Annotated in this window: 18 protein-coding genes; 8 read left to right on the plus strand and 10 right to left on the minus strand. The window is 47.5% G+C overall.

Features of this window, described 5'->3' with window-relative positions; all coding sequences use genetic code 11:
• Window positions 1-159: 159 nt before the first annotated feature.
• From JGK22_RS05300 to JGK22_RS05315, 4 genes are all read right to left on the minus strand, one after another.
• Entirely contained in the window at window positions 160-3,174 is a 3,015-nt protein-coding gene (locus tag JGK22_RS05300; RefSeq protein ID WP_293174915.1) for a PAS domain S-box protein, read from the minus strand.
• A 332-nt stretch (window positions 3,175-3,506) separates the two neighbouring features.
• A complete protein-coding gene (locus tag JGK22_RS05305; protein WP_293174912.1) occupies window positions 3,507-3,782 on the minus strand; it encodes a hypothetical protein in 276 nt (91 codons plus the stop codon).
• A gap of 267 nt (window positions 3,783-4,049) precedes the next feature.
• Window positions 4,050-4,232 (minus strand): zinc ribbon domain-containing protein, encoded by a 183-nt coding sequence (locus JGK22_RS05310; protein WP_363319142.1) that lies wholly within the window; start codon window positions 4,230-4,232, stop codon window positions 4,050-4,052.
• A 10-nt stretch (window positions 4,233-4,242) separates the two neighbouring features.
• Window positions 4,243-5,136, minus strand: coding sequence for an RNA-guided endonuclease TnpB family protein (locus JGK22_RS05315; RefSeq protein ID WP_293174906.1), 894 nt, complete (start codon window positions 5,134-5,136; stop codon window positions 4,243-4,245).
• Window positions 5,137-5,438: 302 nt separating this feature from the next.
• Here JGK22_RS05315 and trpD point away from each other — a divergent pair, with 302 nt between their 5' ends.
• Entirely contained in the window at window positions 5,439-6,554 is a 1,116-nt protein-coding gene (gene trpD / locus JGK22_RS05320; protein WP_293175013.1) for an anthranilate phosphoribosyltransferase, read from the plus strand.
• A gap of 255 nt (window positions 6,555-6,809) precedes the next feature.
• On the opposite strand, the gene JGK22_RS05325 is transcribed toward trpD, so the two are convergent.
• Window positions 6,810-7,535, minus strand: a complete 726-nt coding sequence (locus JGK22_RS05325) for a retropepsin-like aspartic protease (protein ID WP_293174902.1) — start codon at window positions 7,533-7,535, stop codon at window positions 6,810-6,812.
• Window positions 7,536-7,672: 137 nt separating this feature from the next.
• Between JGK22_RS05325 and carA the strand changes: the two genes are divergently transcribed.
• From carA to JGK22_RS05350, 5 genes are all read left to right on the plus strand, one after another.
• On the plus strand, window positions 7,673-8,824 hold the full coding sequence (gene carA / locus JGK22_RS05330; RefSeq protein WP_293206092.1) for a glutamine-hydrolyzing carbamoyl-phosphate synthase small subunit: 1,152 nt from the start codon (window positions 7,673-7,675) through the stop codon (window positions 8,822-8,824).
• Between the two features lie 261 nt (window positions 8,825-9,085).
• Window positions 9,086-9,442, plus strand: a complete 357-nt coding sequence (locus JGK22_RS05335; protein WP_293155451.1) for an STAS domain-containing protein — start codon at window positions 9,086-9,088, stop codon at window positions 9,440-9,442.
• Window positions 9,443-9,654: 212 nt separating this feature from the next.
• Window positions 9,655-10,110 (plus strand): ribonuclease III domain-containing protein, encoded by a 456-nt coding sequence (locus tag JGK22_RS05340; protein ID WP_293241260.1) that lies wholly within the window; start codon window positions 9,655-9,657, stop codon window positions 10,108-10,110.
• A 335-nt stretch (window positions 10,111-10,445) separates the two neighbouring features.
• A complete protein-coding gene (gene rlmB / locus JGK22_RS05345; protein ID WP_293312483.1) occupies window positions 10,446-11,717 on the plus strand; it encodes a 23S rRNA (guanosine(2251)-2'-O)-methyltransferase RlmB in 1,272 nt (423 codons plus the stop codon).
• 494 nt (window positions 11,718-12,211) lie between these two features.
• Window positions 12,212-12,490 (plus strand): DUF1816 domain-containing protein, encoded by a 279-nt coding sequence (locus JGK22_RS05350; RefSeq protein WP_293174890.1) that lies wholly within the window; start codon window positions 12,212-12,214, stop codon window positions 12,488-12,490.
• Between the two features lie 189 nt (window positions 12,491-12,679).
• Here the strand turns inward: JGK22_RS05350 and JGK22_RS05355 are convergent, their stop codons facing one another.
• The 4 genes from JGK22_RS05355 to JGK22_RS05370 all read right to left on the minus strand — a co-directional run bounded on the left by JGK22_RS05355 (window position 12,680) and on the right by JGK22_RS05370 (window position 16,233).
• Window positions 12,680-13,516, minus strand: coding sequence for an alpha/beta hydrolase (locus JGK22_RS05355; RefSeq protein ID WP_293195741.1), 837 nt, complete (start codon window positions 13,514-13,516; stop codon window positions 12,680-12,682).
• Between the two features lie 231 nt (window positions 13,517-13,747).
• Window positions 13,748-14,029, minus strand: a complete 282-nt coding sequence (locus JGK22_RS05360) for a hypothetical protein (protein ID WP_293174884.1) — start codon at window positions 14,027-14,029, stop codon at window positions 13,748-13,750.
• A gap of 25 nt (window positions 14,030-14,054) precedes the next feature.
• Window positions 14,055-15,359 carry a serine hydrolase gene (locus JGK22_RS05365; protein ID WP_293174881.1) on the minus strand — a complete coding sequence of 435 codons (1,305 nt, stop codon included), beginning with the start codon at window positions 15,357-15,359 and terminating at the stop codon, window positions 14,055-14,057.
• 418 nt (window positions 15,360-15,777) lie between these two features.
• Entirely contained in the window at window positions 15,778-16,233 is a 456-nt protein-coding gene (locus JGK22_RS05370) for a helix-turn-helix domain-containing protein (protein WP_293175010.1), read from the minus strand.
• 217 nt (window positions 16,234-16,450) lie between these two features.
• Between JGK22_RS05370 and gatA the strand changes: the two genes are divergently transcribed.
• Window positions 16,451-17,911 carry an Asp-tRNA(Asn)/Glu-tRNA(Gln) amidotransferase subunit GatA gene (gene gatA / locus JGK22_RS05375; protein WP_293216319.1) on the plus strand — a complete coding sequence of 487 codons (1,461 nt, stop codon included), beginning with the start codon at window positions 16,451-16,453 and terminating at the stop codon, window positions 17,909-17,911.
• A 122-nt stretch (window positions 17,912-18,033) separates the two neighbouring features.
• On the plus strand, window positions 18,034-19,071 hold the full coding sequence (locus tag JGK22_RS05380) for an alpha/beta fold hydrolase (RefSeq protein ID WP_293206098.1): 1,038 nt from the start codon (window positions 18,034-18,036) through the stop codon (window positions 19,069-19,071).
• Between the two features lie 143 nt (window positions 19,072-19,214).
• Here JGK22_RS05380 and JGK22_RS05385 read toward each other — a convergent pair whose 3' ends face one another.
• The gene (locus tag JGK22_RS05385; protein ID WP_293195739.1) at window positions 19,215-19,958 is read right to left on the minus strand and encodes a pentapeptide repeat-containing protein; all 744 of its coding nucleotides are present in this window, start codon (window positions 19,956-19,958) and stop codon (window positions 19,215-19,217) included.
• Window positions 19,959-20,784: the final 826 nt, after the last annotated feature.

Here is a 20,784-nt window from a genome sequence, read left to right on the forward strand (position 1 = left end):
GCAATAATCAATAACTAATAACGTTCGCGAGCGGGGACGCTCGCACTAATAACGTTCGCGAGCGGGGACGCTCGCACTAATAGCGTTCGCGAGCGGGGACGCTCGCACTAATAGCGTTCGCGAGCGGGGACGCTCGCACTAATAGCGTTCGACTACTGACTACTGACTAATTTGCTCGATCGGCATTTCGATGATAAATTCGGCTCCTTGCCCTGGTGCAGACACGCAAGTCAGCATCCCGCCGTGCTCTTGGAGGACTCTGTAGGAAATGGACAGGCCCAAACCGGTGCCTTTGCCTGCGGGTTTGGTGGTAAAAAAGGCCTCGAATAATTGCTGGCAAACTTTTTCGGGCATACCGGGGCCGTTGTCAGAAACCCGAATTACAGCATTGGAGTTTTGGACTTCCGTCTTAATTTTAATCTTGCTGCGGTTAGCTTTGGCTTCGAGAACCGATCGCCCTGCGTTGTATTCCTCGATCGCGTCGATCGCATTTCCGATCAAATTCATAAACACCTGATTGATTTTACCGGAATAGCACTCAACTAAAGGCAAGTTGCCATATTCTTTAATTACGGCAATTTCGGGATAGTTGCCTCGGGCTTTCAGGCGGCTTTGCAGGATTAGCAGCGTTCCTTCAATGCCTTCGTGTAGATTAACCTTGGTCATTTGAGAATCGTCTTTGCGAGAGAAATTTCTGAGCGATCGCACAATTTCCCGAATGCGATCGGCTCCAATCTGCATCGAAGAGATAGCTTTTGGCAAATCTTCTAAGAGAAAATCTAGCTCGATATCCTCAATTTTCTGTTGAATTGATGCCGGTGGCTGTGGGCAGTGCTGCTGGTACATATCGATTAAATTCAGCAAATCTTCGGTATAGTGACCTATGTGGACGAGATTGCCGCAGACGCTACTAACGGGATTGTTAATTTCGTGAGCAACACCGGCTACCATTTGACCGAGGGTAGACATTTTCTCGGTGTGAATTAATACTGCTTGAGTTTGCTGCAATTCCTGTAAAGTATGTTCGAGCTGAAGTTTTTGCTGGGTTAACTCGGTTTGCGATCGCAGCAAAGCTTCCTCGCTGCGTTTTTGTTCGGAAATATCAGTAATTAACCCTTCCAAAGCGAGCAATTCGCCTGAGTCGGAATATACTCCCAAACCTTGCTCCCAAACCCATTTTAATTCCCCGTTTTTAGAAGTTATGCGGTAATTTAACTGATATGGTCGATTTTCTCGCAGGGCAATTTCTACGGCATTACAGAAGATTTCGCGATCGTCCGGGTGAGTCAATTCCGATAGAGAAACTTGCGGGGTGCCGATAAATTCTTCGGGAGAATAGCCGGATAATTGATAGCAGCCTTCGCTGACAAACTCCATACTGCGATCGGCATCGTTGCGAAAGCGGTAGGCCATCCCCGGCAAATTGCTCATTAGGGTGGACAAGGCGCGCTGGCTTTCCCGCAGGGCTTCTTCTGCGTGTTTGCGATCGGTAATATCTGTCATCACCACGAGCACGCAGAGTTCCCCCTCCAAATGAATCAATTCGGCTGACACCAAACACACCACCACCGATCCCGACTTCACCCGAAATTCGCATTCGGCGTTGCGAACAACACCCTGTACTTGCAGCAATTGCCTAAAATCAAGTCTGTTTTGAGGCTTTACCCAAATATTTAATCCCGCTACTGTATTGCAGGTCATTTCTTCTAAACTGTAACCAGTTATCGATAAAAAACTATCATTAGCTTCTATAAAACGACCCTCAGCAAAAGTAGTAATAGTCATTGGATCTGGACTCGATCGAAAAGCCTTAGAAAACTTTTCCTCCGACAAACTCAACCTTTTAATAGCTTCTTCCAACTGACTTGTCCGCTCTTTAACCCGGCATTCCAATACCTCGTTAGCCTGCTTCAGAGCAACCTCTGCCTCCACCCGATAAGTGATATCGCGCACCACGGCTTGCAGCCGCATTTTGCCGCCGATATCCATAGAAGTTAACAGCACTTCCGCCGGAAACTCTGAACCGTCCAAACGGCAGTGTACCCAGTCAAAACGACTATTTCCTGTTTCCATAGCCGTATTAATTCGCTCTAGAGAAAGACTCATAGAATCTTGCCCGTTCGGTTGCAGCCGCGGGCTAAATTCCGAAGGATGCTTGCCACAAAACTCCGATTCACTGCTGCATCCAAATAAAGTTAAAGTAGCCGGATTGCAATCTAAAAAACTCTTTTCGTCTAGCAGCATTACCGCATCTGTCGTCGATTCGTACAGAGTGCGAAACTTTTTTTCTGAAGCTTGCAAAGAAGCAATCAACTGCATTCTTTCTTCTCCAGCCCGCTTTTGGTTAGTAATGTCCTGCATTACTTGAGAAAAGCCCTGCAACTCTCCGCTTTCATCCCGCAAAGGAGTCACAATAATCTTCGCCCAAAATCGGGAGCCATTTTGGCGGAACCGGTAGCCTTCACTTTGATATCTACCTCTTTCGCTAGCTGTGATTAATTTTTCTTGGGGTTTGCCAATTGCAATATCTTCAGGCGTATAAAAGCATTCAGAATTTTTCCCAACTATTTCGCTAGATTCATACCCTAAAATTCTTTTGGCTCCCGAATTCCAGCTTGCTACATACCCCTTAGTATCTAGCATGAATATAGCATAATCTTTAACACCTTCTATTACCATTCGCAGGCGTTCTTCACTTTCTCTAAGCCTAGATTCGGCATTTTTGCGCTGGGTAATATCTTCGACAAAACCTTCGTAGTAGAGCAATTGACCGCCTGGGTTGCGGACTGCGCGGGCATTTTCCGCGATCCAAATTACTGTTCCATCTCTGCGATAAATCTGCGACTCAAAATCTGACACGATGCCTTTTGCTTGCAAAGCAGAAATAAAATCATTGCGGCGATCGGGATTGACGTAAAGCTGATCGCTAATATTAGTCAGACTGTCCATCAATTCTTCGGCAGAATTATATCCGTAGATGCGAGCCAAAGCTGGGTTAGCGCTGATGTAGCGACCGTCATGGGTTGTTTGGAAAATGCCGGAAACAGCATTTTCAAACATACTCTGATATTTTGCTTCCATTTGGTGCAGTGCCTCCTCTATATTCAGGCATTCTATCGTTTTATTTTCTAATTTACAGTCGTTCGTTTTGTTTGCTAATTTTTGGTGTGCCATTTTTGAATACCCTGGTGTGTTTTTGTGAAAGATTCAATATTGTTGAGTGTCTGTTAGTAGTATAGATGCTGGATCGCCAAGTCGATAAATCCACCGCCGAGCCGTGCGATCGTTGTTGTCAAGCCTTAATTGCTTGCAACACATATCAGGACACAACGCTGTGTTGTGTCCCTACAGAATATGTGTATTGGATCCGATCGAGAACGGCTAGAGTCTGAGATTCTCCGGACACTGCTGTATTTATTGACTTCATCTACTGCGCCGTTAGTTGTTAGTAGAGTTACGAAAGTTTAACCAGTCGGGTTTATTTTATTTTGAGCTACAAATGACTGTCAAAATCGGATTTGCCAATCAATCTGCTGAAAGTTGCGATCGTTCGATCCAAACTCGTCTGTTAAAAGCTTCCTGAATAAATGAGGAATAATTGTACAGGCTGAAATTAGCTGTAAACTGTTTTTTCCTGTTTCGGCAGTGACTTTGACAACGATCGCTCCAAAGTACAGTACCAACTGCTGATTTTTTAGACGATCGCCCCATCGGCTGGCAAACTTGCTGCAAGCAATCCGCCACTCTAGCTGAATGCTGCCACCAATGGTGCCAGTTACCATTGATTTTTGCTGGCAGATTATATAGCTGACGGTCGATCGCTCTTTAGTAGATGAGGCCCCTATCTAAAATTGTCACAATCCGAGGGAGCATTGTTGTATCAAAAAATTCATATTGGGCTAGTTTCGTGGAATAAATTCTGTAGCCGTTACATAAATCCTACCCAAAGCGACCCAAAATTAGGCAATGTTGGATGCCTCGGGGCTTCGTTTACTTCCTGCTTCATCCTGGTAGTGTCGGCACTTGTCCAGTCCACAGGCTAACCCCGCCTAACTGACGGTTTTTGACAAATTGATTGCCGCATTTAAGTCGCGGTCAATCTTAAAACCACAATGGCTGCATTCAAACATTCGCTCACACAGAGAGAGTGTTTCTTTTTTGGTTCCACAATTAGAACAGGTTTTTGAGCTTGGGAACCAACGGTCAACTATTACCAACTTTGAACCGTACAACTTGCACGCTCTAGGTTAACTGGCGGCGGAACTCAAAGAAACCCATATCAGCAACTGATGCAGCCAGTTTATGATTAGCCATCATCCCGGATACATTCAAATCCTCTATAACTATTACACCGTGGTTTTTGGCAAGTAATGTCGTTAGTTTGTGTAATGTATCTTTACGGATGTTAGCTATCTTTCTATGCAATCTTGCTATCTCGTTCTGTGCTTTTTGACCATTACTCGAACCGATGACTTTATGGCGACTAAACCATTGCATCCTTGAGAGTTTTGCTGCGTATTTTTTGTAAGATTTAGCACCTATAACTACTTCACCTGTTGAGAGAGTAGCCAATGCTTTAATACCGAGGTCAACTCCTACAATATTTGTTTGGCATGATTCTTGTTGTTCTACATCAAACCTGAAACTGATAAACCACCTGTCGGCAATCCGGGATATCGTGCAAGATTTAGTCAATACTTGCGGTAACTTTTCATAAGTTTTAATGACGCCAATTACAGGAACTTGGATTTTGTTGCTCGCGCTGATTTTGACTGTTCCTTCTAATGTGAAAAAATCTCCCCTTCCTTTTTTCTTAAACTTCGGTACGCCAGCAGTCTTTTTAAAACACCGTTTCCATGCTTCTCGCAATGCTATTAATGCGATCTGCGGTGTAGATTTGCTGCACTCGTAATACCAAGCATTCTCTGATTTTACCATAGCTACTAACAGTTTGTGCAGGTCAATAGCTGTAGGAAATTTGAGTTTTTCGTTGGGGTTTGCTTGATTGTGGTCGAGAATGTTTTTGGTCAACCACAGTCCCCAATTCCAAGCGTGACGAGCTACCCCGCAATGTTTGGCTAGCAGTATTCGCTGTCGGGCATTAAGTTTTAATTCGGTTTTAAATCCGAGTAGCATGGCATTCCTTTATTTGGCTCGCGGCATATATTTCTTGCTTGCACTGTCTGATTGTGACCAATATCAGACACCGCAGCAAGTATGGAAAATCTAACAGAAGACAAAAGCTACCCACGATCGGGCGCATATGGGCAACTTTGTCTAACAATCTAGTTACAGTTTTTCGCCCTGCTGTCATTTTGGCAAAAATTTGGGTCAGGGCGCGCCAAATGTCGGCAGCAACTCTGGTAAAATCCCGATCGACACTCGGCCCAGGCCCGACATCAAACAGCCCACCCCAGCAAAAAATTCATTGTCGCTACATGACTGATTCTTCCGTACTTACAACACCAGATATATCCGCAGCTTCAACTTTGACAGCGGACTCTCCCCTGTGGCCAGCCCTGCTGCAACAACTGTTAGACAGACAATCTCTTTCGCACGTCCAAGCTGCCGACTTAATGCAGGGATGGCTGGCAGAAGCCATACCCCCCGTGCTTTCAGGAGCCATTTTAGCAGCCCTCCAAGCCAAAGGCATCTCGGCCTCAGAATTAGCAGGAATGGCTCAGGTATTGCAGTCTCAGTCCCTGACGGGCGAGTCCCAGAGCGTTGTCGATCGCCAATCTCCCATCTCGAATCTCAAATTAATTGATACTTGCGGCACAGGCGGCGATGGTGCGTCCACATTTAACATTTCCACTGCTGTAGCCTTTGTGGCTGCTGCGGGCAAAGTTCGAGTCGCCAAACACGGAAATCGATCGGCATCCAGCAAAGTCGGTTCGGCTGACGTGTTGGAAGCACTCGGAGTCAACCTGGGCGCCGATCCTGCCAAGGTAAAAGCTGCGGTAGACGCTACGGGCATCACCTTTTTATTTGCGCCTGGGTGGCATCCCGCACTTAAGGCTGTAGCATCGCTCCGACGCACTTTGAAGGTGCGGACTGTTTTTAACCTTTTAGGGCCGCTCGTCAATCCTATGCGCCCTACAGGGCAGGTAATCGGGGTGTTCGATCCCAGTCTGGTATCAACTATTGCCCAAGCTTTGGGCGAGTTGGGAACTGAGTTGGCGATAGTCGTTCACGGCCGAGAAAAGTTGGATGAGGCGGGTTTGGGTGATGTGACGGATTTGGCGGTTTTGTCGGGCGGCCAGGTTGAACTGACAAGTTTGCATCCGGAACAGGTAGGATTGACGCCAAGTGCGATCGGCTCGTTAAAAGGCGGAAATGTTGAGGAAAACGCCGAGATTTTGAGCAACGTGTTGCAAGGCAAAGGTACAGCAGCACAAATGGATGTTGTAGCTTTGAATGCGTCTTTGGCTTTTCAGGTGGGAGGTGTAATTCCGATCGGTTCCCACGCAGCAGGAGTTACTTTGGCCAAGGAGATTTTATCGAGTGGTGAATCTTGGTTGAAGTTGCAGCAGTTGGTGGAGTTTTTGCGGTGAAGGAATAAGTTCGGCAACGATCGATGTGCGGGATTTAACGGATTAATCAAGGTACAAGGTACGTAGTTGGGCTTTAGCCCTCTATACAGGTATGTTGAAAGAGGGCTGAAGCCCAACTACGTACTTATTTCCATGATGACAAGAAAAGCACCCTGCTTTTTAAGGGGGATGCGAGGGAAATCTGTGGGTAACAAAAAGTGTTAAGTGAACCGTATTGCGTTACATCTGTTACATAATCCGCTGCCGAACTTCTCTCTATGAGCGCGAGCGAAATTCAATCACATCTTGCTTAATAGTCACATCTTTATTACCAAAAAAATCGTGACCGAGCAGCCCAATTTCTAGTGCTGGGGAGATGGGTACAACTATATTATTAATCGCCAAACCGCCAGCTTCAATTGAAGTAAGACTGCCGAGAGAAAAAGTAGCCTCTCCGTTCGGAGTTTTTGCTTGCACGGTTCCTTTAGGAACTATCCCCAAAGCGGTAGCCATTGCTGGTGTAATGACGGTGCGGCTGGCTCCCGAATCCACCATCATCTCAAACTTTTGTTTGCCATTAAAGGTGACTTCTATGACTGGGATATTAGCTTCTCGGCGTTTAATTTTGACTAGAAACACTCCCGACTTGGTATCAGGCGAAGCAGGCGAAGCAGGCGAAGCAGGCGAAGCAGCGGGAGTCGATTCTTGAGGGAGAAAACCGCATACCGATCGACTCAAGCTGACAGTTTGACCGCTGGAGTTCCGCATAAAGCATCCCTCGCTCTCTTGAGCTGTCGCTCGCGAAGAGTAGACGGCGGTGTCAAGTAAAATTGAGCTGCTCAGAGAAATAACTGCTGTTAAAGCCAGTAAAGGTTTCCGCAGGTTTTGAGGGTTCAGCAGAGGCTTGATTGAATTGGAGGATAAAGGTAAGGGAGATTGGCCGATCATAATTTGATTAAACGGTTTAGCTCGATCGTAACAACGACAACTGCCTTTTGGCATAGATAGCCCTGGACTCCGGCACCAACACATTCTGCCTCGGCTGGCACAAATTCCAATAATATCTGTATATTGCCGGCTAGCATCAAATCCCAGGCAGTGGTAAGAATTAAACCAAACGACTGTAATTTAAGGATGCCATGTCACTTTCAACTGCACAACCCGCTCTCCTAGTCCTAGCTGACGGTACTGCTTACCGCGGCTGGTCTTTTGGCGCTGACGCCACCGTCGTCGGCGAGGTCGTATTCAACACGGGAATGACGGGCTATCAAGAAGTTTTGACCGATCCGAGCTATTGCGGTCAAATTGTCACTTTTACTTATCCAGAATTGGGCAATACCGGGGTAAACCTCGAAGATGAAGAATCTTCGCGGCCGCAAATCCGAGGTGCGATCGCCCGTAACGTATGCAGCCGACCCAGCAACTGGCGCTGTTCAAAATCCCTGCAAGATTACCTAAAACAGTACGACATCCCAGGTATTTACGGCATCGATACCCGCGCCCTGACTCGCAAAATTCGCACCGTAGGAGCCATTAACGGCGGCATTTCGACCGTGATTCTCGACCAGGCGGAGCTTTTGGAGCAAGTCCAAGACGCCCCCAGCATGGCCGGGCTGAATCTGGTGAAGCAAGTAACTACCCGGGAGGTTTACGAGTGGTCTGAAGCCACAGATGCCGTATGGGAGTTCAGTCCGACAGTTAAGCCGGATAACGGCAAAATGTGGACGGTGGTAGCCCTAGACTTTGGGGTCAAGCGCAACATCCTGCGTCGTTTGGCGAGTTACGGCTGTCGGGTAATTGTTGTACCCGCCGACACGTCAGCCGAGGCAATTCTCAAGTACAACCCGGATGGCATTTTTCTGTCCAACGGGCCTGGAGATCCTTCGGCGGTAACGGAAGGGATCGCGACGGCGAAAGCTTTGTTGAAGTCGGACAAACCTGTGTTCGGCATTTGCATGGGACACCAGATTCTGGGCATTTCCTTGGGTGCGGAAACTTTTAAACTGAAGTTCGGGCACCGGGGATTGAATCATCCAGCAGGTTTAACTCAGCAGGTAGAAATTACTAGCCAAAATCACGGTTTTGCGATCGACCCTGATTCCCTAGTCCCGGAAGTAGAAATTACTCACCTCAACTTGAACGATCGCACTGTAGCCGGATTGAAGCACAAAACCTTACCCCTGTTCTCAGTCCAGTACCACCCAGAAGCCAGTCCGGGCCCCCACGACGCTGACTATTTGTTCGATCGATTCGTCCAGTCAATGCGAGACAATCAGAAAGTACCAGCTTAGTCATTGGTCAATAGTCAATAGTCATTAGTCATTAGGAAACATGACCGATTACCAATGACTGATGACCTGTTTGGCCAATGACCTGTTTGGCCAATGACCTGTTTGGCCAATGCCCCATGCCCCATGCCCCATGCCCCATGCCCCATGCCCCATGCCCAATGACCCATAACTAAAAAACTGTAGACAAAATACCAAAAAACTCCTATAATGAAGCCTCGACTTTAAGCCATACCTAGCTAGGAGGGTGTCATTCCTGAGTCATTGACCCTGACCGTTAGCCTCAGAGGCACTCGCGAAGTCAAGAATAACCATCAGTTATTTCGCTTGACTGGCCTGCTGGACGCTTTTTCTGAGGCCACTTTTCGGAAGGTACTAAGCAAATGTATTGACGAGGGCCCAAAACACGTAATTTTGGACTTGTCTCAGATAGATTTTGTGGATAGTTCAGGCTTGGGCGCACTTGTGCAACTTGTCAAGAAAGCCCAAACCATGGAAGGGACATTGCAAATTGTCTCAAATCCCCGCGTAACTCAGACTGTTAAACTGGTTCGCTTAGAGAAATTTTTGTCTTTGCAGCCTTCGGTTGATGAGGCGGTAAAAAACGTCAAGGATGCTTGACGCTACAGTGGGTTTAATTCGCTATCCGGCGATCGATGCTGGATAGCAAATTCTTATGGTTGTGCCGCGAGTTTTCAGCTCGCTTGTCTGTAGAAGATCTCAGTTTCTCACAGAGCACACTCCTGTGAAAGCTATAATTATCTGAAGTGACAAAAGACGAAATAAGTAAGTGTAGAAAAGCCAAGCTGTGCCGAAGTTTTATTTAAAAAAGTATGTCGCTGATCGCCGATGACAACCCAAAGCTGAGTCTGACAGATCTCGGTTTAGATCGAATCCATCCTCCGAGGGCGACACCCGCAGAAATAGAAAGAATTTCGCCCGCAGCATGGGCATATTTGGGGGATGCAGTTTACGAACTCTACATTCGGAGTTCGTATTTAATGCCACCGAGAAGATTGCAAGCTTATCACGAATTGGTGGTGGGGCAAGTACGAGCAGAAACTCAAGCGCGTCACTTGCGATCGATCTCTCCTTACTTGAACAGTACAGAATTAGCAATTGTCAAGCGCGGCCGCAATGCCGTATCGGGCCGTTCTAAGCGAGCAGATCCAGAAATATACCAACAAGCCACCAGCTTAGAAACGTTGGTTGGATATTTGTACCTGACAGACCCCGAAAGATTGACCGAAATTTTGGGATTTTTAGAACTTGATACTGAAAGTATTTAGCCGAAATTTGGGAAGAGTGAGGAATTAATTGATAATTCTGGCACGGTTAGCCTAAAACAGCAAAAAGCTCGCGAAGACAAACAAGATTGATATGTCGATCCTTAGCAAGTTAAGCAGCAGTAAAATCCTTGCTCCCTCAATCTAACATCTAAAATCTCAAAGCCCTAAGATTGCTCCCTCAATCCTAAATCCCAAATCTAAAATCTAAAATCGTGTTGACCACAACAAACAAATGAGAAAATTTACTAGACCAAACTCCTCGCGATCGAATTCCGACAGCAAGCCCTGGAGCAGCGAAGGCCGCCGTCAGGACTCACAACCGTCCTCTGCCAGATTTGAACGCAAGCCCCGTCCCGACACTCGCCCAACAGACGCCCCTCAAAAGCGATCGACCTTTTCGCCCCAATCCCGAGAAATGCCCGTGCGAGCAATTTTCAAACGGAGAGTCGATTCCGACAGCCAACCGCCCACCGGCAGAAATAATTTCCCCGACAGAGACAGAGACGGAGACGGATACAGCAGCCCGCGGCCAGCCCGCAACAATTTCCGAGACAGAGACAGCAGCCCGCAGCCAGCCCGCAACAATTTCCGAGACAGAGACGGCAGCCCACAGCCAGCCCGCAACAATTTCCGAGACAGAGACGGCAGCCCACAGCCAGCCCGCAACAAACAGAGACAGCAGCCCGCAGGAATCCCGGGGCAATTATTACAAAGACAGAGACAAAAACAGAGACAGAGATAGTAGCCCGCCGGAATTCCGCGGCAACCATTTCCGAGACAGAGACAAAGACAGAGACACTCGCCCGGTAGACACGAACTCAAATACAGTCGTGCAGCCAGACGCAGACACAGATGACATGATTTACGGCCGCCATGCAGTGCAAGCAGCCTTAGAAAGCAACCAAGTCCTGAACCGAATTTGGGTTGTCCCGCACCTGCGCTACGATCCCCGCTTTCACAGCTTGCTAACCGAAGCCAAGGCCAACGGCAGCATTATCGACGAAGTTGACGATTTGCGCCTCGACTACATCACGCGCAAGGCAAACCACCAAGGCGTAGCCGCCCAAGTATCAGCTTACGAATACCTGGATTTGAGTGAACTGATCGCACAGGCTAAGGCTGCTTGTGCAGATCCCGTAATTGTGGTAGCCGAAGGACTCAACGACCCCCACAATCTAGGGGCGATTATTCGCACCGCAGAAGCATTGGGAGCTCAGGGGATGGTGATTCCGCAGCGACGGGCAGTTGGGATTACCTCGGCAGTGAGAAAAGTGTCAGCCGGCGCATTGGAAAGCCTGCCAGTGGCAAGGGTTGTGAATCTTAACCGGGCCTTGGAAGAATTGAAAGAGGCTGGATTCTGGATTTACGGCACAGCAGCAGGCGTGGGTGACTCATTAGAGACAATCAACTTCTCCGGGCCCACTGTTTTAGTTGTGGGCGGTGAAGCTGACGGTTTGAGCCTTTTGATACAGCGCGGATGTGATGGATTAGTTTCAATTCCTTTAAGGGGAAAGACTCCTAGCCTGAATGTCTCGGTAGCAACGGGAATGGCTTTATACGAAATTTACCGCCAGCGCGGGCCGAAAAAATTTCACGTCCACGGATAGTCAAATTGGTTGAAAAAAACAGCACAACAGAGTAATTTATGTAAGTAGCTAAAGCCTGGTTATCGGTGTCTCTAGCTACTGAGACCTCACTAGCAAAATATCGAGTAGAATGTCACCTGAGAAAACACCTAATATGTACTCAAATTAGAGCCCAACTGCATAACAAACAGATAACTCTGAGGATAAAGCACTTTGGTTATTCCCAATAGGTAAGCAACTACGGTGATGCAAAAATATGCGAATGCCGCCAAAACATTGAGCGGTAGTACCCTCCGAACAAGTAATAATACATCGGCCGCCGTTACGGACAGGCGAAAGTAGAAGGGGCCTTCTCCTTACTGTCAAACAGGAAATCGACACCAATCTATTTAGATATTGACTTTAAATAGGTTTGGATTGTTTCTTTGTAGCATTAAAGCCGCGTAAATAACAAAAGCGCAGGCGTTGCCCGCAGCACCCTGAAAACACCGTTAAATACATTAGAAGAAAAGCAGATGAAAGAACTCTTGATTAGCTTGCTCAACTTTTTCGGATTGGCTTGGTGGGTTGAAGTGAAAACTTCAGCGCCGCGGTGTATTTACTATTTTGGCCCCTTCTTGACGGCTCAAGAGGCGGAATCTGCAAAAGCAGGATATATAGAAGACATAGAAAATGAAGGTGCAGAAGGTCTGAGTGTTTCCATTCAGCGCTGCAAACCTATTGCTTTGACGGTTGCAGATGATTTGGGAAAGTTTGGTGAGGGAGGGTTGTTGCCTGTTTTGAGCAGCCAGTAGCAGCAGGAATTTTGAGTTTTGAGTTTTGAGTTGTCAATTTAAATCCGGCAATATCGGAATTATACCCTGCAAGCTAATCCCGATCGCCATTTGGGACGATCGCACTGTTTAACTCGGATGCCAACGCCAACGATATAGCTTCAAAACTCTAGACGGTTGGATGATTGATTGCTTCTAAAAATTCAAAACTCAAGACTCGGAATTGCCAACTGCTTGGGGGTGACTCTCAATCCACCGATCGATATCTGTGACTACCCGATCGGGAATTTCCCAAGGAAATAAGTGGGCTGTATTGGGATAGCACTGCCACTGACTGTCCTGAAGGTGGCGGGCTGTTTCTAAACTGGATGCTGAGGTGATATGTCGATCGCCCTCTCCGGCCAACACCAAGCACGGACATTGAATCTCGCCGAGTTGTGGTAAGCGATCGTATCCGGCTCTGAGAGCGGTATTTAACGCCTTTGTCGCCTTGTGGGAAGTCTGGAGGTAGGCGGGAGTACCTGCTGCGGCTAAGTAGCGGTAAGGGGTCGCTGTATGCTGCTGGATTAAGTAGCGAAAGAGCGATCGCCTGCCAAAAGTATCAATATTCCACTGCCAACCGGGTACCACCCAGTTAATAATTCCGGCTAAACCGGTGTAAAGATTATCTTGCCAAGAAATGGGCGGGTGACTTCCGCGCGGTTTGGCGGCGGATGCGAGGAGAATCAAACCGGTGACTCGCTGGGGATATTTCATGGCTAATTCCAGGGCTAAAATGCCTCCCAAAGACCAGCCGATGACTAAAGTGCGATCGACCCCTAATCGGTCTAGAAGTGCTTCTAAATCAAGCAAGTGGTCGGTCATTTCAAAGGAATTTGAGGTGCGACTGTTGCCATATCCGCGCAAGTCTGGGGCGATCGTCCGAAACCGCTGTGATAGGTGTTCTGTGAAGACAGACATACAATCGCCGGAACCTGGATGGCCGTGCAAGCAGAGAATCGGAAATCCTTTTCCTTTGACAGAAACGTTGAGTTTTGTGTGGGACATTTTCTGATTTGGCGATTATATAAATCTACGTTATTAAGGTATGTTGTTGCGCTTCAGCGCTCTTGTCTATATGAAAGAGCGCCCAAGCGCAACAACGTACCTAATTATGTTAATCGCACTTTAAACCTGCCGCAGCCGCTGTCGGATACTTGACGGGAACAAAAGCAAGGCCTAACTGCTTTCCGACAAAGAGTTCTTCATTGAGCGGAGTTCCTTCGATGTATTCTTGAATTAAGTAAAAATTTCCATTTTCTGGAAAGCGATGAACCTAGGAGTGCACTCGCACTTATAGAGTTCCTCCAGGGCTTTAGCTTCTTTTTCAAATAGTGCTTTTGCTCCTTGCAAAACTTGCGAATCTTTAGATTGAGGAGGCAAAATTTCCTTGACTACACAAGGAGAATTTTCTAGTTGCTTTAAATCCTTAGCTGTATAGGTAATCGCAAACCCTCCCCGCCCCAATTTTTCGATAATTTCGTAGCGATCGCACAGAATATCTCCTGGATTCAGGCACATAAATTTTTAACAAGTTTTCACATTTTTAAAAGCTGGGATTATTACTAATATAATCGGCAATTTTAGCAATAGACTTGCGGATTTGTAGATCGCCACTGGTGCGGCTGTCTATCACAGTCATCACATAGGCTTCGCCGTCAATGTTCATCGCTAAAGTTGTGCCTAGCACCAGGGAATTCTCCCCGGTTTTTTCGCCCAACCACTGAGCTTTACTTCCTTTCAAGGCGGCAAATCCCAAAGCGCGATCGTACTGCTGGTTGAGAGTTTCTACTAACAGTTTAGCGCCCGGTGTTTCGCCGTTGTAAATTTGCACCATCATTTCGGTGAGTTCGTTAGCAGTTACGCGGTTGGGCCCGGAACCGGGGTTGGCGGGCATAGTTTTTTCCCCCATTAATTTGAAGTTCACGCGGGTGACTTGGTAGCCGCGATTTTCTAAGAATTGATTGATGTAATCGGAACCCAAATAATCGATCAGTTGATTGGTGGCGATGTTGCTGCTGCGATCGATCATTTCTTCTAACAGTAGTTGTACCGGGTAATTGCGCCTAGACAAAATCTTCGTCGATGAGTCTTCGGTGAAATTGCCCGGATCGACGAATACTTCATGGTTCAGACTGATTTTTTCTTTGTCGAGTTTTTGCATCAGGGCGACAGCTATCGGCACTTTAATTAAGCTGGCCGGGCTGATAGGAGGCACATCGCCCCGGAGGTTGACGCACTCTCTAGAAAGGTGGCAAATCCCGATCGACGCTTCATTCGACAAACCGCTTGAACGGGCAACCTCTGCCAAAAAATCGGATTTTGCTTGCTGGACTTGAGAGGTTGCTACGGTTAAATTTTCCCGGTATTCTTGAGCTTTGGAGGCTGTGAGGGGAGCTAAAAATGAATTTTGGGGAACTTCTTGTAAGTTGTTTAGGGCCTGGTGCCACAAAAATTGAGTTTGCTGCGAAGATTCGATCGACTGATTTGACTTCCCTCCCGTTTCTACGGCTCGGTTGGCTAAACGGACTGCTTGCTGTAAGTTGTCGTTAGATCTCTGTTCTACTAATATTTGAACTTCCACCTCTTGCAACTGCTGTACCAATTTTTCTTGAGAATTGCCGGCGAAGGGAACTAAGCCAGAGAGCAGGGTTGGTTCTGGGGAGGGTGAGGCGGGTTGTTCTAGTTGGGTGACGAGCCGATCGCGAATTTTGTAGAGTTCGTCTAGGGAACGCGGATTAGATGATTGAGCAAGTGAACTGGCGATGGTTAACACCTGAACCAGTCCGATGCTGGCTGCTACTGCCGCCATCTTGTTTGCGATCGACAAAAAACGGCTGAACCCTGGCATACTCGACATCCTCAACACAACCAAATTCAATCTAATCAGCTATTATTGCACGATTCAAACGATTTTAGATTTTAGATTTTAGCCGCAGCCGTAGGGTGCGGATACATCGACAATCCTCCACAAAGAGCGACAATCGATCGAGCGACGCACCTTTTCTTGTCAGGAACTCCAGGCAACAACCCTCCGTTTCACTCCGCCCAACATTTTTGTGGTAGCAAGCTTGTTGATAAATACTATCAGGTGCGTCGCCACAAAATTGTCGATTTAATTTAGGGATTTTTCATGGATCCACACCCTACGAATACTGACAACTGACAACTGACAACTGCCAACTGCCAACTGACAACTAACAACTGCCAAAATAAAGGGAGCGATCGCACCCAATGGCGATCGACCCCTCTAAAATATTGCGAACTATCTACTTTCTGCGGCGGCGCCGCCAATCAACACCCAACCGCTTGAGATAATCCCAGCCGCGTTGGGGCCAAACATGAGCGCTACCAGTCTTTTCAGCAATCCAGCGAGCTACTTTGGGGCCTGTCCAGTCTCCGCCGTCGGGGGCGGGGCCTTGCAGGGCTTGTCGCAGTTCTTCTTGCTGTTCGGGGCTCAGCAAGGATTTGGCAGGAGGGGGCTGGCGGTCTCCGCTGCGGTTTCTCACAGAGTTAGGCCCTTCTCGGTTATAGCGCTGGACAATTTCTTTGGCGTAGTCGTAGTTAATCCCTACGACTTGGGCTGCTTGTTTGATAGTCCAATTTCGGGAAACTAAGAGTAGCAAGTGCCAGCGGCGCGACTCTGTGGTGTTTTGTGCCTGCCGGTAGCGAATTTTGAGTTCCTCTGCCGTCAGGTGAGATTCTAAGTGAGCTTTAGGTGGCATTCCTCCAACGGGGCATCGGGAACTTCTTACCATATATCTTTGGTTTTGGGGAGAATTCCGGATGAAATTGTCTTCTTGGGGATCGTCGCGGCAAATACGTAGCTTTTTTTACCGCAGATGCAAGCATAGAGACGCAGTTGAAGAAGGGCTGTAAGTGCGTGCAATTGCCAGCTATATTGGCTAAGTGGCTGAAAGTAGAAATGATAAAGGTACGAGCATGGCATCCATCCGCGAGTTGCACCGACAACTGGTCAATAAAGAACGCTCTGCTGTGGAAATTACTCAAGAAGCATTAGACCGAATTACCCAGCTAGAGCCGAAATTGAAAAGCTTTCTGTGCGTGACAGCAGACAGCGCATTGGCGCAGGCCCACAAAGTGGATGCCCAAATCGCAGCAGGCGAGGAAATTGGGCTGTTGGCCGGAATTCCGATCGCCGTTAAAGACAATATGTGCACCGAGGGCATTCCCACAACCTGCGCCTCTCGGATTTTGGAAAATTTTGTCCCTCCCTACGATGCAACCGTCGTCTCCAAACTCAAAGCAGCCGGTGCGGTGATTCTGGGCAAGGCCAATATGGACGAGTTTGCCATGGGGAGCTCGACGGAAACTTCGGCCTATCAAGTTACCGCGAATCCTTGGGACTTGGAGCGCGTGCCCGGAGGTTCTTCTGGCGGTTCTGCCGCAGCGGTAGCCGGCGGAGAATGCGTCGTTAGCTTGGGTTCGGATACTGGAGGTTCGATCCGCCAACCTGCTGCTTTTTGCGGTTTGGTGGGGCTGAAACCGACCTATGGGTTGGTTTCTCGTTACGGTTTGGTGGCCTACGCTTCTTCTCTCGATCAAATCGGGCCCTTTGGCCGGACTGTTGAGGATACGGCGATTTTGTTGGGGGCTGTCGCTGGTTATGACAGTAAAGATTCGACGAGTCTCAATGTCCCAATTCCTGACTACGCCCAAGCTTTGAGACCCAGTTTGCGACCGAAGGGTCAGATTAGAATTGGTGTAATTAAAGAAACTTTTGGCGTCGGGTTGGACTCGGCGGTTAAAGACGCCGTGACAAAGGCGATCGAGCAATTTCAACAATTGGGCGCAGAAATTCAAGTCGTTTCTTGTCCCCGGTTCCGCTACGGTTTGCCCACTTACTACATTATTGCTCCCTCGGAAGCTTCGGCGAATTTGGCGAGATATGATGGAGTAAAGTATGGTTTCCGATCGCCCGATCCCGAAAATCTTTTGGATATGTATGCCAAAACTCGCGCTCAAGGGTTCGGTGCAGAAGTTAAACGCCGGATTGCGATCGGCACTTACGTGTTGTCCGCTGGATATTACGACGCCTATTATCTCAAAGCTCAAAAAGTTCGGACTTTGATTAAAGAAGACTTTGAAAAAGCTTTTTCTCAAGTTGATGTTTTGGTCTGTCCCACTGCTCCGACTACGGCTTTTAAGGCAGGCGAAAAATTCAACGACCCCCTGAGTATGTATTTGTCAGATTTGATGACTATTCCGGTGAATCTTGCTGGTTTGCCAGCTTTGAGTTTGCCCTGCGGATTTGATGATAAAGGACTGCCGGTGGGTATACAACTGATTGGTAATGTTTTGCAAGAATCTCGGCTGTTTCAAGTGGCTCATGCTTACGAACAATCCACTAATTGGCACTTGCGTCACCCGGAATTGAATTAATTTTTGAAATTCGGCGGAACGCTGCTGCGGAAGTTAGTAATCGATCTAAAGCTAATCATATGAATTAATCATTTGTCATTAGTTTTTGACCGATTTCTAATCTCCCGCGTGTCTTATTTTCTATGAACAAGTTACTGGTATTTGTTTTGTCTAAATCCCTCATAACTTTTGGGATAGTTTTGGCGATCGCTTATTCTGCTGCTTGTGTATTGCTATTTGTAGCGCAAGGTAAGTTTATATTTTTTCCGGCGCGGGCGATCGAAACTACGCCAGATGATTTTAAGTTGAAATATCAAGATGTTTGGCTGCAAATTCCAGCTAAAACAGCGGCGCTGGAAATGGAAAGCGTACATGGGTGGTGGATTCCTGCCTCGGAAAACCCCCGCAAATTTCGGGGGGAAGTAAGAGAGGTGGTTCCACTTCAACCATCCCAAACCCCCCCCAGCCCCCCCTTGTTAAGGGGGGGAGTCAGAGAGGCTGTTCCTGTCCCCCCCCTTAACAAGGGGGGGTTAGGGGGGGTTCCGGTTCCCCCACTTCACAAGGGGAACTTAGGGCGGGTAGTTTTGTACCTGCACGGTAATGGTTCAAATGTGGGAGCAAATGTCGAACACGCTAATCGATTTCATGGCTTAGGTTTGTCAGTATTTCTGATCGATTATCGCGGTTATGGAAAAAGTCAGGGCGATTTTCCGAGCGAATCTCGGGTTTATGAGGATGTTGAACAGGCCTGGGATTATTTGGTGAAACAGCGGGGGATTAACCCAAATCAAATTTATATTTACGGTCATTCTTTGGGAGGGGCAATTGCGATCGATCTAGCAGTGCGGCACCCGGAGGCTGCGGGGTTAATTGTGGAGGGTTCTTTTACTTCGGTAAGGGCAATGGTAGACTTCCAAAAACCGCTATTTAGGGCGTTTCCGATAGATTTGTTGCTGGCGCAGCGGTTTGATTCTCTGTCAAAAGTCGATCGCCTGCAAATGCCGGTACTATTTATTCACGGGACTGCTGACACTGTAGTTCCAGCCGAAATGAGCAAAAAAATGTTTGATGCAGCACCCGAGCCCAAACAGCTTTACATGGTTCCCAATGGAGGACACAATAATGCGGCACAAATCGGCGGTGCAGAATATCTGCGGGTAGTGAGCAAATTTTTATTGTAGGGTGCGTCAGCTCATAGTGCGATCGTAAAAAAAGATAAAAAAGGGTACGTAGTTGCGCTTGGGCGCTCTTATCTTATATATATGAAAGAGCGCTGAAGCGCAACTACGTACCTAAAGATCGACACCTATAAACGGCTTACCAATTAATTCAACCTTAAAATATCTAACCACCAGTCATTGACGGCACGGCAGTAATTGCAGTAATTGTTCGAGCTAATCGGTTGTTGTTTTTTAACATCACAACCTCGCCGAGATATTTTGCGGTTCGGCATCCGGGCGCCGCATAAATTAGCATCTATAAAATTAGCTTTGTTCAATCTCGCATCGCTCAAATCGGCCCCTCTGAGGTCAGCACCGCTAAGATTTGCACCGCTTAAATCAGCTTCTTTGAGGTCAGCACCGCTGAGATTTGCCCCAGAAAAATCGGCATTTCTCAGGTCACTTCGACTTAGTTTAGCTGCGCTCAAATTACTGCATTTTAAGTTGGCCAACTGAAGAGATGCGTCGAGCAGAGAACTTTCGCTGAGATTGGCATTTTCTAAGTTGGCTCCCCTGATGTCCGCCCTGCTCATGTCGGCTTTGCTGAGGTCGGCATCGATTAAAAAGGCATTTCTCATGTTGGCGTTATTTAAATTAGCTTCCATTAAATCCGCCGCAGTCAAATCCGCATCTACTAAGTCGGCCCTGCTGAGAGTGGCGCGACTCAAGGAAGCGCCAAACAAATCTGCACGGCTCAAGGAAGCGCCAAATAAGTCGCATCCGGGACATCCTCTTGTTGCTAGCAGCCGCTTGATTAGAGGCAGATTTTGAGCTTGTAAGGGAACTGCTGCGCCAAATGGGAGTAGCAGAATCACTGCTGCCAGAATTGTCAGTTTAATTTTTGTCATCAGGTGTTGCGCGTTTAAATTGTATATGTCAATTACCTATTACCTAGTTGTCAAATCATCTCCTCATCAGACTTTCTCCCTGGATCTCTCCCCTCTGCCGGAATCTCCTCGAACATAACAGACTATGTAGATGCAAGCAAAGCTTAGTCCGGGTAATTCATCTAACTGCGTTTTATCGCCTAGTTTTCTCCTGGAATAACGCGCGCGGGGCTAAAAACAGGGTTTATTGCTAGATTTTTCGCTGTCAAATCCAATATTTTTAGCAGAAACGGCCTTGTTTGCAGCAGTCTTGGTCTAGTCGATTGACAAGCGAATTTCGACCTGTGGTACCCGCCACGTGATTTATCCGTGGAATCAATCCCAAATCGAAAATCGAAAATCCTCTCTTCCCCCGAATTTATAAAATCTAAAATCTAAAATCTAAAATCGATTGACGTGGCACGCCGGTGTGAGGTTGGCGGACGATCGCCTTTGCGGATATTACTTACTCCTTTAGGATGAGAGCGATTACCTCAAATCGGCTTTGCAGGCTACCGGCGAGCCACCGTTGGCAGTGGCTCAATGCCTTGTATTTTGTAGCTGGCGACGGCTGGGGTAAATGAGCTCCGGCAGTGATTCGGTAATTTCTGGTGGATGCAGGCGGATTGTGCTACGGGGGCGATCGCTCTCCGTACAGGCGATCGGTAAATAAGCCAATTGGCTTAGACTCTTAAGACATATTGCTGATGCGATGCCTTCTACAAAAAAGATAGCATTTTGGTATGAACGCCGAAATTATACTGAATAAGCAAGTATAAAAAACGACAAAGTGTGTCGGCGGGTGTGA

Origin of the sequence: Microcoleus sp. PH2017_08_TRC_O_A, from assembly GCF_020738665.1 — a bacterium.
In the GTDB taxonomy this organism is placed as follows: Bacteria; Cyanobacteriota; Cyanobacteriia; order Cyanobacteriales; family Microcoleaceae; genus Microcoleus.

What these genes read in the sequence shown, in the direction of transcription:
- JGK22_RS05305 (WP_293174912.1), bottom strand. Translation starts at nt 3,782, where the DNA reads ATGGTAACTGGCACCATTGGTGGCAGCATTCAGCTAGAGTGGCGGATT.
- JGK22_RS05360 (WP_293174884.1), bottom strand. Translation starts at nt 14,029, where the DNA reads ATGTGCCTGAATCCAGGAGATATTCTGTGCGATCGCTACGAAATTATC.
- JGK22_RS05380 (WP_293206098.1), top strand. Translation starts at nt 18,034, where the DNA reads ATGAACAAGTTACTGGTATTTGTTTTGTCTAAATCCCTCATAACTTTT.
- JGK22_RS05300 (WP_293174915.1), bottom strand. Translation starts at nt 3,174, where the DNA reads ATGGCACACCAAAAATTAGCAAACAAAACGAACGACTGTAAATTAGAA.
- JGK22_RS05350 (WP_293174890.1), top strand. Translation starts at nt 12,212, where the DNA reads ATGAAAGAACTCTTGATTAGCTTGCTCAACTTTTTCGGATTGGCTTGG.
- JGK22_RS05340 (WP_293241260.1), top strand. Translation starts at nt 9,655, where the DNA reads ATGTCGCTGATCGCCGATGACAACCCAAAGCTGAGTCTGACAGATCTC.
- gatA (WP_293216319.1), top strand. Translation starts at nt 16,451, where the DNA reads ATGGCATCCATCCGCGAGTTGCACCGACAACTGGTCAATAAAGAACGC.
- JGK22_RS05325 (WP_293174902.1), bottom strand. Translation starts at nt 7,535, where the DNA reads ATGCCAAAAGGCAGTTGTCGTTGTTACGATCGAGCTAAACCGTTTAAT.
- JGK22_RS05315 (WP_293174906.1), bottom strand. Translation starts at nt 5,136, where the DNA reads ATGCTACTCGGATTTAAAACCGAATTAAAACTTAATGCCCGACAGCGA.
- JGK22_RS05365 (WP_293174881.1), bottom strand. Translation starts at nt 15,359, where the DNA reads ATGCCAGGGTTCAGCCGTTTTTTGTCGATCGCAAACAAGATGGCGGCA.
- JGK22_RS05370 (WP_293175010.1), bottom strand. Translation starts at nt 16,233, where the DNA reads ATGCCACCTAAAGCTCACTTAGAATCTCACCTGACGGCAGAGGAACTC.
- JGK22_RS05355 (WP_293195741.1), bottom strand. Translation starts at nt 13,516, where the DNA reads ATGTCCCACACAAAACTCAACGTTTCTGTCAAAGGAAAAGGATTTCCG.
- carA (WP_293206092.1), top strand. Translation starts at nt 7,673, where the DNA reads ATGTCACTTTCAACTGCACAACCCGCTCTCCTAGTCCTAGCTGACGGT.
- trpD (WP_293175013.1), top strand. Translation starts at nt 5,439, where the DNA reads ATGACTGATTCTTCCGTACTTACAACACCAGATATATCCGCAGCTTCA.
- JGK22_RS05385 (WP_293195739.1), bottom strand. Translation starts at nt 19,958, where the DNA reads ATGACAAAAATTAAACTGACAATTCTGGCAGCAGTGATTCTGCTACTC.